Raw genomic sequence first — 15232 nt, 5'->3', positions numbered from 1 at the left:
TTATAAGAAGCACCTCCATCAATTTTCGTAATAATTCCATCTTCTGATATCTCAATACGTCCTGCTGTGATATCTGTATATCCCGATTCAAAGAGTTGCCCTCCCACACGTTTAGATTCTAACTGTCCTAATTCATCATAGGTATTATTTGCTATCAATTGTATAGGTTCTTGATCGATCTGTTGTAAATGATTCACAAGTCTATTTTGATGATCATAGCTAAAGAAATCCTTGGTCACCACTTCTTGATGCCCAGACTTTTGATGAGAAGTTCTACTCTCTAGTACTTTTCCTGTGAAGTCTAAAAGAGATTCTGAAGTATCCTGGGTGTTTAGATATGAATTTAATGTAGCACTAAAAATAGGACGTGCCTTTTCATCATATCCAGTTACTGTGGTAATCCAATGATCTGTTCCTAAGACACGTACTTTTGATACAGTGGGCATTCCTTTTGTATTTGTCGTTACCGCTTGTCCATATACTGTAGTTGGTAAACTATAATTACCTATATCTGCATAGCTGTCATAATAATTTACCGTCAAGATTTCATCTAAAGTTGAGTCAAAAGCAGATGGTATTGCATCAGAGCTGTAATAAATTCCTGTATCAACATTAGCAGTGGTAGACACTTGCTCATATTGCTCCAAATTAGCAGGATCATTTGCTATTATTTGAAAAGTAGCTCTTGAGATATTTGCTCTTTTAATTCCTGTATAAGCTACTCTTCCAAAGGCATCATATTTGATAAAAAGCCATTCAGCCGTTGGGGTTTGTGCTCGTTGATTTGCATCTTGAGTAAGGATCGGCTGATCTAATCTATTGTAAACAATATATTCCCATCCTTTGGCAGGAATTTTCTTTTCAATAAGGCGATCACGATAATCATATTTATATTGGTATCCTAACTTATCTAATACTTCCTGATAGTTGCTAGTTAAATTATTACCACTTACTATTTGCTCACTCGCCTCAGGAGAAAGTACATAGATGAGGTTTCCAAAATCATCATAGATGTAATAGGTGTCGTGTGCTAAATCATCATTATAGGTGCGTTTTAAAACCACTTGCCCACGCTTATTAGTAAACTCTTCCACTGTATGATTTTTTCCAGAGTTTGGAGTCCAATTTTCATCTTTAGTAATGTTTTTATAGAGCTGTCCTGCAGTATAGTACCCTGATAAAGTTAATTGCGGATTTTCAGAATTTCCCCCAGTAAATACTACACTAAAGAAAAGCACTTCATCAGTTGTATTCATTTGATAGTCCAGCTTAATGGTGTGAGTGTCACCTGTAGCATTCATATCCCATGAATTTCCAGGAGCACTTTTCTCTATAGGTCTGTTCAAAAGAGATGTTTCTATTCGAGTTTCTGAATAAGGATTTAAAGTATATTCATATTTCTCAGTATAATAAAAACTCCCAATTTGTGTTTTAAGCGCGTGAGGAGCTGTAATTGTCATTGGATTTGCAATATTTGGTGCTGTAGCATAAGGGAGATACTGCTTCGTTGACCTCCCCAAAGCATCATATTCTCTATGTATTACAATAGTTTGTTTATCTCCTCCTGCTTCTACAGCAATAGATTGTTTAGGTCTTCCAAGACCATCATGGTAGGTAATTGTCTCTATTTTATTTATATCTGCTACAACTCCTGTTTGTGTTGGTACTTGATAGGTGGTTGTTTTAATATAGTTCTCTGTATCTGTTTGCCCGATAAGAAGTATCGGAAGTAATAATGCGATGGCAATTATAAATTTTCTCATTTAGATTTCCGATTTTTTTAGTTATTGATATTATAGTGATATTCATTTTTACTGTAGATATTTCCGTCTTGATCTTTGACCAGTTTTAATCTATTAAGATCATCATACTCGTAATAGGTAGTATACCCATTAGGATCTGTCTGACTTGTAAGTCCAAGTAAAGGATCATAAGTAAATGTTGTAACTAAAGTATTGGGTAGTGATCTTATTGCATTTTCTTGAATGGCAGTAAGTCCTTCGGCACTTAAGTTCACACCACCAACAGCACCTGATACTTCTAAAAAACTAGGAGCATTTTGAATTTGAGCTAAAAGATAGTTTTTAGAGATATCCCATAAAAAAACTGTTTTAGAACTATTCTCCCGTTGAATCTCTACAGCTTTACCTACATGGACATCGTAAGTTGTAAAAAGATCATAGTTTGAAGGTATATGTCCAGCCGATCCTGAATTACTTCCTAATCCTTTATTATATCTATAAGTTGCAATAACATTGCCATTATTATCAAAGTCAAAGAACTGTCCTTTAGTAAGTGTATTATTATTAGTTACTGTTCTACTCACAATAGCACCAAGGCAATGTTTATTCATTAGAGTATTCATGATAGGATCCTCTCCTAAATGATCATTTACATAGGTATAATTAATAAGTGCATGTTCACCATCAGCATCAAAGTTTAAATTATTTGTTTCAATATCAGTTAAGTTTGTTGCATAATATCTTCCTTCAACTTCCTGAGATTGTATTTGAAGATTATCATTATATGTTGAATTAACTATCTGAATACTTGTAGAAAGATTATTCTGATCATCGTAGAAATAGTTTATCTCTTTATTTTGAGCTATAACATTTTTCTTGTTAAAAAAATATGTTGCAGAGTTAGGATTCCCATAGCCTAAAAAAGCTCCTGCGCCATTTCCAGTAGGGGCGTTAGAATTAAAACAAAAATCTCTATCTCCAAGTGTATAAAATTGAACTGTATTTTGAGTGATATTCTCATACGTAACATCTACCGTTCTTACTAATAGGTCCTCTTCTGATGGAGTGTCGGATGGCTTATAATACTCACTACGAATAAGTTGTGCATCTCGTGAATTTTTCATGAACTTCTCTTGGAAGTATTCAATAGATTTCAGAGTTTCATTATCTCCAATACGTTCTGTTGTCACCTTATCATAATAATGCCCATATCGAATAAGTAATGGATTTAATGAAACATTATCAGAGGAAAAAACAGTACGCTCTCCATTATTATATCCTTTAATATTTCCACCAAAAGTGAAACCGTGTAAGCCTTCATAACTATATTTGCTTTGAGTAAGAGTATTTCCATCAGTATCTTTATTTAAGATTTCTTTTACACGTAGCCCTCCACGATAGGCTAGTACTTCGTCCTCATAGGTTACTGGAAAAGTTACATTAATTCCAATGTTAGGGACTGGATAGATTGTATTACCAGTTACTGGATCAACTAAATTTGATGTTTTCACTCTAAGTTCTACAAAATACCAACCTGATTCAAGATTAGGAACGCCTCCTGAAGGTCCTATATATCGATCAGGATCCCAAAATGGTTCTGCATTAATCAAAACAACACCATCGCCAGCCGCAGGATATATATTAAATGATGAACACTCAAAATTGACACTGTTTGGATCAGATGTGTCACAAATATCTGAATATGAACTATAATTCAAACTAGACCCTTCAATCATAAAAAACCTTCTAAAAACAGTATAAATTCCATCTGTATTTTGTGAATCAAAAGATACAGGGGATACAGAAACAGAACTTGTGCCATCAACAGTTGCTATAACAGGTACAGCATTAGGTTCAAGAATAAACTCAGTACTTCCTCCTGTTGGATACTTAATATTTTTAAGTACTCCTCTTTTAAGATAGGATTCATTAAGGCTTCTATCAGCTAAGCTACTCTCATAAGAACTTCCTAAGATGTTTATTATTTCTTGGGCATATGGGATAAGAGTAGAATTGCTTTGCCCATTATAATAGCCATAGATGTCTTTTCCTTTATTTCCAATCTCTGGAAGATTACCAGATTCATATGTAAATTTATAAGGGGGTTTAGTAGATCCATCAAAGCCTATCTCTTGAACTTCATCTAATCGTAATCTTGCATTTCCACTAAAGGAACTGTAAGTAAAGTTAAATGATTTTGTTTTGTTAGTAATTTTATCTTTTATATCTATAGAATTTAACTTCATTTGCCAATCAGCCAAAGAAGTATCTTCTTGATAGTTGAATGTTACCAATACATTATCAGATTCTATTTGGGATATAAGTTTATTCACAGCACTATAACTGATATTAGTGATAGAAGTGGTAGTTTCAAAACCACTACCAGATCCTTGACATCCACATGTAGGGTCTGTTCCTAAAGGACAAAGACGTGCACGAACAATGTTATGTGCAGCTCCATTAATACTGTAATCAACTAAATACTGCTGATAGCTGAAATTAATTTGCTTGTTGTTTTTGGTCACAATACGATCAAGCATCCATCCTGTTAGATTACCCTCAAAACTGTGACTAATATTTGCAGGACCACCAGAGAGAATATTTTTACTATTATATTCTCTCTTATCATTCTCTCCAAAGAAGAACGTATTTCCAGTATCATCAGATATTTTGAAATTAAAAGTATTACCAACACCAGTGGTTGTTTCAATTAATGCCCTTGTTTGATATTCTTCTAGTATAGAACCATCAGTATTAAAGATAAAATTTCCATTTCCTCCAGGAAAGTTGTAATTAAAATCATCAGGGTAATAATCATGAGTATCATCTGATATTGCAATTGTATTTTGAGTATTTACCTCACTTAATGGGTTTTGAGCTACCCAGTCAGGGTCAATATATCCTCTTAAATTAGGATCAAGCCAACCTACTTCATCTTGTTTATCTTTTACTTCTCTAAAGATTCCTCCTCCAGCGCTGAGTGTCCATTTAAGACCTACTACACTAGCTAAATCATCTACTTTCACACCAGAAGCATGGTAAGAAAGTGAAATTGGAATACTTACGCCATCGTCTACAAGATTAAATAGAGGGATATTGATTTGAGGGATACCGGTCGCTGTATTAACAGGTGTATCTCCATAGATAGTAAACGATGCTGCATTAGGTGTGGGAGGTATTGAATTTGCATGATAATCCAGATACTCTGGTGAAAATGCGTTTTCTCCTCCAGGATCATTTTGCGCATGTAATGGGTTGAAAGTTGCTAGAAACAATAGCAAACATACTTGCATAAAAAATCTACGATTCATAAAAATGATGATTAGAAAATTAGAAAAATGGGTGTTTTGATTCAAACCTAACTGATTATCTATTTTGTAAAAAAGATGAATTAGGCTGTGATGCTTTATAATGCGTAAACAAGACGTTTACTTGAGTAAAAGATTGAAGATAATTCCACATACGTATCATAATGTTACTAGTTAGTTTAAGATACGAACATAACTATTCCATATACTAAACATACATAGATTACGAACAGACGTATCTGTTAATTCAATAAAAGGAGTGTGTGGTGCTTAGATATAAAAATGAAATACGATTGGTTAGAAGCGTGATTTCAGTTTTATAACTTTAAATGTATAGAATTAGTACTTACAATTAACATTTTGTTACTGAAAACTAACACAATACACTTGTCAATTTTTCTTAAATCATTGGAATTTAACATGTTTTGTTAAGTTAAATTTTTCTTAATAGAAATATAAAGCTCTTTATACAAATGTTTCTCAAGTAAAATTTTCATTATAACAAAGTGGGTTTAGGTATTGATAAGATATATTTAAATATTAATTACTACAGTCCCCATTTAAGATATCATTTTCAGATGGATTAAAAGCATTGCCTGAAACAATATACATACCACTAATTCCTTGTGAAGTATTTGGGTCACTATCAGCTTCTATCAAAGCGGTAATACCACATAAATCATTCAGCATTGGATTACTACTGATAACCATGTCATCATCATTAGGCAGAGATGCAGAGTTAGGCGCAACTCCTTCATCTATATGGATAAGATTACTGAGACCATCTACATTCTGCAGATTACTGTTATCTATAATACGAACACCTCCGAAAGCTTGAGTAAAAGAGTCCAAGCCATCAATACTCGTTAAGCCATCGTTATTTGCAATATCTAAACCATTAATGACCAATTCCAGTGAATTAAGCCCTTCCAAATTGGTCAGGTTATCATTATCAAAAATTTGAATATTTCCTGTCACTTCTATTAATGAACTCAGTGCATTGATATTCTCTAGTGCTGTGTTTTCACGAATGATTAAAATATCTATTTCAGTAATATTCTGTAGGCCGTTAAGATTAGTCAGGTTAGTAGTATTGCCAATCGCTAATACGCCTACGTCAGTTAAACTACTTAGCGCGCTAATGTCATTAATGTTAGAGTTAGTATTGTTAAGGTCACCGATAAGTAGACTTGGTACAAAATTACATCCAAGATTACCAAAGGCGATAACATCATCTTGTGTTATTAAAATATTACCTGTACTACAACTGAATGTGTTTTGTTGGTCATCATCATTATTAGGGTTTGTGTCTTCCATAGGGTTCTCTCCCATAGGTGTTTCTTCTGAGTCGTCACTGCTACAAGCGATAGTAAAAAGAAAAATGAAGCTAAAGATGTATAATATTTTTTTCATAATAAATTGATTTAAGTTAGAGTGTTCGTATATGTATGGGGATGAAAGGCAATTATAATTTTGTTACAGAACTTGCTATGAATACTATGATTTCAGCACCATTGATATAGTATTTTTTGACGCGTGTCCCTCCCCTCAATTGAATCTTGTCACCACGTTGTAAATCAAATATGAGGTCGCTTTGTTCTTTAGGCAGAAATACATAGTCGCCAACTTGCCCGCCACCAAAGGGAGCATTCTTTGCAGAACCACCTACGGGTATTACTTGAAAGACAACATTACCTTTTGGTACTTTGGTTAAGTCATTGTTGGCTTTACCTGCGCTATAAAATTCAACTTGGGTGATAATATCTGCATCAATGTAATCTTTAGCGTAGGCAGGATTAATGACTTTAGAGTAATTGACTTCTGTGCCAGCAGGAATGGTTGCAGTAGCATTCATTGTACGTGTAGTAATGCAGCTTGTAAGGAATAAGGGAAGAAAGGCAAAAAGGTAGAGTGATTTTTTCATTAGATGTTCATTTTAAGGTTACTAATAAAGCAAACATACTAAAAATTTCATAAATACTGTTTTTTTTATACAGTTACATAGAAATAACAAGCAAGCGTCCTTTGTATTAACTATAAATGACTGTTAATTATGACAAAAAAAGATAAACCTAAAAAACCACTTGACTCACGGATACAGAAGATTGCTGATAAAATCAAACAGCTAAGAAAAGACAGTGGCTATACTGCTGCTGAAACATTTAGTTATGATAAAAAAATTGACAGGATTCTCTATTGGCGAATGGAAAAAGGAACAAACTTTACTATTACAAGCCTGTTACGCATTCTTGATGCACATGAAATGACTTTAGAAGACTTCTTTACTGATTTTACAGATATATAAGAATCTCGGAGAAATGATCTCTAATTATTAGCTTCATGATCTATATTGATCTTGAGAATTACTATATATCATTAAAAATGATGTTATAGTTTTTTGATCAAATTTTCAAAAATTACCTGATAAGCTTTACTTACTGTAATCATATTGTTATAACCATATAATTTAACCGACATTTTTTCTATGAACTCAATCTTATCTATATTAATAGCATAACTTCTATTTACTCTTTGAATTTTAGAGTTGTTAATTCTGTCTAATAGTGTTTGTATACCTTTTGTTATTGTGACCTTTTTTAATTTGTCATTTATAATCAACATTATATCTGAATAAGTATTATCGGCTTTTATATAACTGACTTGGTCTATAGAATATTTCTCATAAACTCCTTGATTATTTTTAATAAAGAAATGATCATTATAATAATTACTATTCTTCACAGCCTTAGGAGAATCAATTACTTGATCTATTACATCTAATAATTGATATTTATTAAAGGGCTTTGAAATAAAGAATTTTGGAAAAGTTGCTTTTGCTCTTTTAAAGGTTATCTTATCTCTCAGTGATGTTAAATAAATGATATACGAACCATATTTCTCAGAAATTATTTTAGCTGTTTCAATTCCATCTAATTTTCCATTTAAATCAATATCCATTATAACGACATCTGCATAGAGCTCTTTATATAAATCTATTGCTTCTTCTCCAGAAGCAGAACTGCCTATTACATTATATCCAATATCCTCTAATATATCTTTAAGATATTCAGATTCCTGATAGTCATCTTCAACAATTAGTATACTAGCAGCAGACTCCATATTTATACACGTTTATTTATACTGTAGACTCAATATTGTTTTTCCAGTTTTGTCATCATATCTAATATTCAATTTGCTATCTATTTTATCAGCTAACGATGATATTATCTTTAAACCACTCCCATTATTAATCAATATTTCAGGAGTCCATTTTACTCCAGAAGTTTCTAGTATAAGTAAAACTTTATATCTAGTTTCTTTTTTAAGATAGGTAGTGAAGGTGTTATTTTTTTTTTCAGAGAATGCATACTTATAGGCATTAGTCATATACTCATTACATATAAGACCAATAATAGAAGCTCTTTCTGCTTCGATTTTAAAAGTATCCATTTGATAATTTATATCCAAATTAATATCTTGATGTTGCCCAATTATAGCCCTAAATAATTCTTGAAGGTAATCTTTTAAATCAACATGAAAAGAGTCTGCTTGTTTTTCCAAAATAGAGTATATTAATAGCTGTGATTGAGTTATTCCCTCGACATCATTCAATATTTCAGAGCTTCCGCTATGTTTCTTTTTTGTTCTATAAATAGAGTGAATAATATTCTTGAGATTATTCCTAGTTCTGTGATTAAATTCTTTGTAAAGTTTTTCTTTTGTTCTTGATGATCTTCTAAGAAGAAATATCGTAAAAAGAACAAGGATTACTACAATAACTAAGAGTATATTAAGTGTGGTTTTTTCTTTAATTTTACGTTGTTGTATTTTTGCTTTTTTTATAGCCTTATTAATCTCTTCCTCTTTAGTATCAGACTCATATCGTATAAGAGCAAAATGATCAGATACATTATTTTTTTCTAACTCTAAACTATCAGCTAATTTATAATATGCTTTTATGAAAGGAGTTTGATCTATAGTTGATGATAGTGATAGAAACTTTAATGAGTTGAGAATGTCTCTGTAATTACCCTGTCGTTTAGAAAGTTCCCTAGCTTTAATTGCATATTCATTTGCAATATTTTCTTGTCCTACTACCTTATAATAATCAGCAATATTTAGAAGACTAACTATCAAACCTGAGATGTCTTTTTCTTTTTCTCTTATAAATAACGCTTCTTCAAGTTTCCTAAGAATCTTGAGATCTTTATCACCTTGTAATAATCTGGCATGTGATAGATTATCTATTATTCGAGCTTTGTCTCTCTGATTATCAATAAAAGTGTCTTCATTGTAGGTTAAGGTGTCTAATGTTTTAATAGCTTTAGCATAGTTTCCCGCCCTCTTATATACTACAGAGATATTATTAAGCGATTGTATGATCAGAATGTTGTCTTTTAATTCTTTTCTAATATTATAGGCTTCATTATGATAAGATAAAGCTTTATTATATTTCATTAATTCATTACTAATAATTCCTATATTATTATAGACAGAAGCTAAATATCTTCGATTAGTAGTATTTGACAGATATGAGAGAGCTTCAGCGCAAACGGATTCACTACCGACGTAATCTCCTCTGTTTTTTTGTATGATTGCCATATTAGCAAGCATTTTTCCAGTAGAAAAAGAATCTCTTAAATGTTTATAAAATTTCGAACCGTTATAAAAGTGATGATATGCACTATCCATGTCATCATTTCTCAAATAAAAATATGCAACATAATTATGCGTAGATGCTCGTAAAGCTGTATCGTTTTTAATCTTTGAAAATGATATTGACTTAGGATAGTATTTAAAAAAAATAGATCTATCACCATACTTATACGACGTCTTGAGTATCTGTTTTAATGACTTTCTAGTTAATGTATCAATATTTACTTTAGTAGATAGTAAATATGCCTTTTCAGCACTTAATACACGTCTTTTTAATTCTAAACTATCAATTTTCGATTGACCTAAATAGTAACTAATGCTATCTGTATGAATTACCGTTGTTGATTTTTGCGTTCTAGTTGTATTATCTCTATAATTAAAACAACTACATATTGTAAATATTAAAAGAATAATTTTTAAATATACTTTCATAAGTTAACAAAGCTACCATATTTTCATTGAATATTTAATAAAACAGAAAGCCTGACAGAATATAAACACCAGACTTTCCATTATTTAGGTTCCTTAATCCTAGTTAATAATTATTATTTTTCTTATTTGTCATCTCCATCCTCTGCATTACCATGATCATCTGCCTGATCTCCTGTCCTCTTAGGTTGTAATTCCTTTTCACAATCCTGTTCAGGTTTTTCCTGGTCTTCTTGATCATCTATTTGATAATTCGTTTCATAAAGTTCTATATTTATTTCATTTGAATCTAAATCATCAGCCTCACAAGAAGTAATTCCTAATACACATAATGTTATCAGCAATATATATACATTTTTTTTCATTTTTTTAGTATTTAAAAACTGGACAAACTGATCCCTGTTCGGAATATGTCCGAATTGAATTATTGATTATGTTTTGAAATACTGAGAGGCTATTTCAACCTGAGAGTGGTATTGAAAAAAGAGTAAAAGCAAAGTTTTGTTTCTGCTCTCAGACAGATACTCTGCCTTACTTTCCCTCTTCTTTTTTGAAGCTTCTAATCTCTATTGCAAATCGAGATTGAACGTTCTTGAAATATTTCTTCTACAAAGAAAAAGATTACGTTTTCTAGAGCTCTGACAGAATTCAGAAAAGTTTTTCGGAGTTTTGTCATACTTTTAGTATATTGATTATCAAACAAATGAATTATGAATAAAGAGAAATTATTTCAAGTCGCATTTGAAAAAGCACAAAACCAAAGTGGATCAGAAAAACCTAATGGTATTGTGAAGTATTTATCAAACAAACTATTGGAGTTAGGTATGAACGGTTATGGAGCTAGCGACAGAACTTTATTGAGATGTTTCAATAAATATATTGATGGAAAAAAAGAACCTGTTAGTCCTAAGACAGAATTATTAAATGCTGTTAGTCAATACATAGGTTTCGATAGTTATGAAGATTTTGTAATTAAAAACAATGTTCAAATAAATGATGATAGTACTATGGAAATGGTAACGAGAATAGTTAATCAAAATGGAGAAAAAAGTATTTATTTAGAAAATAATTCTGCACCTATAAATATCTCATAATGTGCAATTACACTATTCCTGTTAATAATTACAAACCAAATGACTTAATTAAATTTTGCAATTATTATGAATTAATAAACTCTAATACAGAAAAATCGCTAGATATTTTAGATAGCGATGGAAAGTGTATATTTCATAGTAATCACATAAAATGGAAAAGAGAAAACGATTTCTACAGATTCCTCTTTATTCTTATTGAGATTTATCTAATAAAGAAAGAAGAAGTAGATTTAAATGGAGTATGTTTTATTTCAAAAACAGAAAACACTTCAATAAGTTATCTGCAAGATCTTTTTCCTTGTAATCTACACGGTGCTGTTTTTTGGGAAGATATTGATATGCATAATCAAATCATTAGTTATGAAGTAAATCTTGAATATTGTAACTTTAAATCGGATGTTTTTTTTGAGAATTGTACGTTTGAATCTCGTGTTATTTTTTCAAATATAGATTTCCGATGCGAAACTTCTGGCACATTCGAATTCAAAGGTTGTAAATTCAATGCCTCTGTTGATTTTTGTAATAATAGAATACAAGGATCTTTGTCTATTCAAGATTGTCATTTCTTAGAGCAGTTTATATTTTTAGATAATCGATTATTAGATGATGGTTTATTTGAAGTTACTTCTACATTTGAAGACTATACTATATTTGGAAATCTAGATATTACATCTACATTGGTTAATTTCTGTGATTGTCATTTTAATGGTGAAACAGTATTTAGTAATAATAAAATACAACCTGAACAACAGTTCATATTAGGTCCATTAACGGTAAAAAGAACTTTATTATTCTCTGGGAAAGACAACAATAGAATTTTTCACGGCTATACAAGATTTCAAATAGATTTAGAAAGAATTGAAGGTAAAATCACATTTCAAAATGTAAACCTTTCTAATATTGATGAAAAAGATAGACGGGAAATAATACAATTACAATCAACTGGAAAGATAATAATAGAAAGAGGCTGTATAAAGTATCGATTACAAACTCCAGAAAAAAAAATAGATATTAAGGAAAATAACCAAGCTTTAATAGATGAAATCACAAGGACATATTCTAACTTTTTTACGGTACATACTGGTTGGAATTTAGGAGTTGAAGTTGTAGAAAGGAATTCTAATATATTTACTTTTTTTTATTTTTCTGATGAAAATATTTCGGAAGACTTTTTTTTCGACTTGTTAACATCCACAAGTAAAGAATTATTGAGCGGGTTTATAAACTTTGAGAATTATCTAAATAAGTCTAAAGGAAAAAGCTACTTCATTAATGGTTTAAATGGGATTATATCATTGATGACAATTTCATTTAGAGCTTCAATGTTAATAGCCATAGGAGAATGGAAGCAGAAAGATACTAATGCCTTGATCAATTCTATTAATCCGATTGGAAATAGTCTATCTACTGAAGATTTTCATCAAAAATTATCTGAAATCAATGTTCAGCAAAATATTCAAAAATTAATTACTAACAACAAATTAAACTTCATTAATATTCATCAAGTTAATCAAAATGGGGATAAGAGTATTTATATTGAAAAAAATATAAATACTTCAGACACTTAGTAATTATCTTTAGCTTACTCAAAATACATTTGCATTAAAAACTAATTCTTTCACAAAAAGAATTACTTAGCTCGCAAAAATCACGATCTAACTTCACACATTATTAAGTTCATTTATATAATTAAATGGATTTAGTTATGAATAAGCATAGAGATTTAAAGAATAAGGTAAAAGCTATTTATGGTGTTCCGTCTACTTATAAAGGAATAGTTTCTTTAATGAGTAATTGGATAGTTTTAATAACACTAATGATTATAATAGTTTATAGCTCACGTTTAATATTCCCCTTCAATGTATTGTGTTATTTTTTCCTTTCATTCTTAGTTGGATGCGCATTAAGAGGTCTTGATAATTTAACTCATGATGCATCTCATTACAATCTTTTCTCTTCTAAAAAATTACATAACAATTTAGAATGTATTATATGTTTTCCTGTTATGAAAACACTAGAGGGGTATAGAGTATCTCATATGAAACATCATAGAAATTATAGGAAAAACTTAGATGATGATCCTGACACGTTACAATTAAGACGGTGGGGGCTAGAAAATTTTGAAAATAAAAAAAAGAAGCATAAAATATTTAAATTTTATTTTTTGAGACAGGTTACTCTTTTTTATTTTATTGATAATCTAAAACATAGCTTTATCCCTCATTTTTTTAGTAAAAAGTCAATAAAGTCAAGATTAATATTTTGGTTTTTACTTTTTTCAATTATAACTATTTCTTCATCTTGGTATTCTTTTTTACTGGGATATTTAATTCCTTATTTTTTCTGGTTGCCATATATACGTTTTATAGCAGAATCAGCAGAACATACAAATGTTGAACTATCAAAAGAATATTCAAATAGCAGAAATAATATAGGAATATTTCATAGATTTTTTTTACATCCTCATAACGACGGATATCATCAACTACATCATTTAATAGCATCAATACCAGGGTATAATTTAAAAAACGCTCACAATTATTTAATTAAGCATGCTAATATACAGAATGACCTTATTGAGTCAAAATCGCCTATTGAAACGGCGAATCAAATATTTAACTAAATTAAACATATATGAACACTATAAAATTAAAAATAGATAATAAAATTCTTGAGAAATATCCAGATGTTAAAATCGGATATATACTAGTTAGTAATCTTAAAAAGATTAATAATTCACTTTCTTTAAAATCACTAGAAAGTCTTCCAATTCAGGGAATAAATAGATATAATTTAGAGTTGCAAAATTTACCAGACTTTTCTACAATTAGTAAATGGAGAGAAGTATATAGGGATTGCGATGTAAAACCTAAAACATATAAAAGTTCTATTGAATCCTTATTAAGGAGATTTATTCAAGGAAAGTATAATCCCATAATCCCATCAGTAGACTTTTATAATTATATATCTGCAAGATATATATTGTCAGCAGGAGGTTATGACTATACAAAGATCGAAAATTCTTTGACTCTTAGATATGCAAAATCTTCTGATAAGTTTATTCCATTAGGAAATTCAAAAAACATTGAGATTCAAACTTCTCACATAGTCTATGCTGATGAAAATGATAATGATCCTATAGTATGTTGGTTATGGAATCACAAGGATTCTAAAAGAACAATGTTAACTGAAACAGTAGATAAGGCTTTATTTATATTTGATTCTATAGATTTTGAAGGGAATAAACGTTTATTAGATATGATAGATTTCTTCTGTAATTCTATTCAAAAATCAGATGTGAAAATAGAAGCAAAAGGTATCATTGAAAAAAATAAATCTGAGGCTATATTATAATAATTTCTTCTTAACATAAATACAAAAGACCTGATGGTAACATGGCCTCAGGTCTTTTATGTTGATTAACAAAGAATTACTTTGTTTTTGTGTATCTAGTCTAAATATTTCACTTCAGTGTAATCATTTTAATATATTCTTGTTTACTTAGCACAAAATTTATGATTATAAGAATTCTTATAATCATAAATTTGATTACAGATTATACATACTAGAGATTCTTTACCATCTCCATCTTCTGGATTACCATAATCATCTGCCTGATCACCTGTTCGCTTAGGATTAGGTGTATTACTATAGTTTCCCTCAGAATCTAAACTTTGATTACAGACTTTACATATTAAAAGTACTTTATTATCTCCATCTTCTGGATTACCATGATCATCTGCCTGATCACCTGTTCGCTTAGGGTTATGTGTATCACTACTGAATTCATTAATACTATATCCCTCACTACAAGTTTTACACACAGAGAACCCTTCATAGTCATTGCCCTCTGTATTACTTAAATAATCTGATTCAGACCTTATGTTATATGTTTTTTGTTGTTCTTCATAAGAGTTTATTTCTTCAGTTTCACATGAGAAAAATCCAATTATAAGGCTTAATATGAGTATTCTATTTTTAATTTTTTCCATTTTTTTTATTT

Annotated in this window: 13 protein-coding genes; 5 read left to right on the top strand and 8 right to left on the bottom strand. The window is 30.3% G+C overall.

Annotation, left to right across the window (positions count from 1 at the left end; all coding sequences use genetic code 11):
* The 4 genes from CHB80_RS20020 to CHB80_RS20005 all read right to left on the bottom strand — a co-directional run.
* On the bottom strand, positions 1 to 1763 hold a 1763-nt coding region (locus tag CHB80_RS20020; RefSeq protein ID WP_244905576.1), incomplete at its 3' end, for a DUF6443 domain-containing protein.
* 17 nt (positions 1764 to 1780) lie between these two features.
* Positions 1781 to 5053, bottom strand: a complete 3273-nt coding sequence (locus CHB80_RS20015) for an RHS repeat protein (RefSeq protein WP_089373292.1) — start codon at positions 5051 to 5053, stop codon at positions 1781 to 1783.
* Between the two features lie 537 nt (positions 5054 to 5590).
* Positions 5591 to 6463, bottom strand: a complete 873-nt coding sequence (locus CHB80_RS20010; RefSeq protein WP_089373291.1) for a hypothetical protein — start codon at positions 6461 to 6463, stop codon at positions 5591 to 5593.
* Positions 6464 to 6515: 52 nt separating this feature from the next.
* Positions 6516 to 6974, bottom strand: a complete 459-nt coding sequence (locus CHB80_RS20005) for a hypothetical protein (protein WP_089373290.1) — start codon at positions 6972 to 6974, stop codon at positions 6516 to 6518.
* A gap of 129 nt (positions 6975 to 7103) precedes the next feature.
* Between CHB80_RS20005 and CHB80_RS20000 the strand changes: the two genes are divergently transcribed.
* The gene (locus tag CHB80_RS20000; RefSeq protein WP_089373289.1) at positions 7104 to 7355 is read left to right on the top strand and encodes a hypothetical protein; all 252 of its coding nucleotides are present in this window, start codon (positions 7104 to 7106) and stop codon (positions 7353 to 7355) included.
* Between the two features lie 83 nt (positions 7356 to 7438).
* Here CHB80_RS20000 and CHB80_RS19995 read toward each other — a convergent pair whose 3' ends face one another.
* The 3 genes from CHB80_RS19995 to CHB80_RS19985 form a co-directional block, all read right to left on the bottom strand.
* The gene (locus tag CHB80_RS19995; RefSeq protein WP_089373288.1) at positions 7439 to 8170 is read right to left on the bottom strand and encodes a response regulator transcription factor; all 732 of its coding nucleotides are present in this window, start codon (positions 8168 to 8170) and stop codon (positions 7439 to 7441) included.
* 12 nt (positions 8171 to 8182) lie between these two features.
* Positions 8183 to 10138, bottom strand: a complete 1956-nt coding sequence (locus CHB80_RS19990; RefSeq protein ID WP_089373287.1) for a tetratricopeptide repeat protein — start codon at positions 10136 to 10138, stop codon at positions 8183 to 8185.
* Positions 10139 to 10260: 122 nt separating this feature from the next.
* Positions 10261 to 10479 carry a hypothetical protein gene (locus tag CHB80_RS19985; protein ID WP_143337196.1) on the bottom strand — a complete coding sequence of 73 codons (219 nt, stop codon included), beginning with the start codon at positions 10477 to 10479 and terminating at the stop codon, positions 10261 to 10263.
* Positions 10480 to 10845: 366 nt separating this feature from the next.
* Here CHB80_RS19985 and CHB80_RS19980 point away from each other — a divergent pair, with 366 nt between their 5' ends.
* The 4 genes from CHB80_RS19980 to CHB80_RS19965 all read left to right on the top strand — a co-directional run bounded on the left by CHB80_RS19980 (position 10846) and on the right by CHB80_RS19965 (position 14583).
* Positions 10846 to 11229: a hypothetical protein gene (locus CHB80_RS19980; RefSeq protein ID WP_089373285.1), complete on the top strand. Its 384-nt coding sequence runs from the start codon at positions 10846 to 10848 to the stop codon at positions 11227 to 11229.
* Entirely contained in the window at positions 11229 to 12797 is a 1569-nt protein-coding gene (locus CHB80_RS19975; RefSeq protein ID WP_089373284.1) for a pentapeptide repeat-containing protein, read from the top strand. The genes CHB80_RS19980 and CHB80_RS19975 overlap by 1 nt, the downstream gene beginning before the upstream one ends.
* Before the next feature lie 137 nt (positions 12798 to 12934).
* Positions 12935 to 13852: a fatty acid desaturase gene (locus CHB80_RS19970; protein WP_179218226.1), complete on the top strand. Its 918-nt coding sequence runs from the start codon at positions 12935 to 12937 to the stop codon at positions 13850 to 13852.
* A gap of 11 nt (positions 13853 to 13863) precedes the next feature.
* Positions 13864 to 14583, top strand: coding sequence for a B3/B4 domain-containing protein (locus CHB80_RS19965; RefSeq protein ID WP_089373282.1), 720 nt, complete (start codon positions 13864 to 13866; stop codon positions 14581 to 14583).
* A gap of 143 nt (positions 14584 to 14726) precedes the next feature.
* On the opposite strand, the gene CHB80_RS19960 is transcribed toward CHB80_RS19965, so the two are convergent.
* A complete protein-coding gene (locus CHB80_RS19960; protein ID WP_089373281.1) occupies positions 14727 to 15221 on the bottom strand; it encodes a hypothetical protein in 495 nt (164 codons plus the stop codon).
* Between the last annotated feature and the right edge of the window lie 11 nt (positions 15222 to 15232).

The sequence above is a fragment of the Dokdonia pacifica genome (genome assembly GCF_900188275.1).
GTDB classification, from domain to species: Bacteria; Bacteroidota; Bacteroidia; order Flavobacteriales; family Flavobacteriaceae; genus Dokdonia; species Dokdonia pacifica.
The sequence above is the reverse complement of the archived record's forward strand: the minus strand, read 5'-3'. Positions and strand labels throughout refer to the sequence as shown.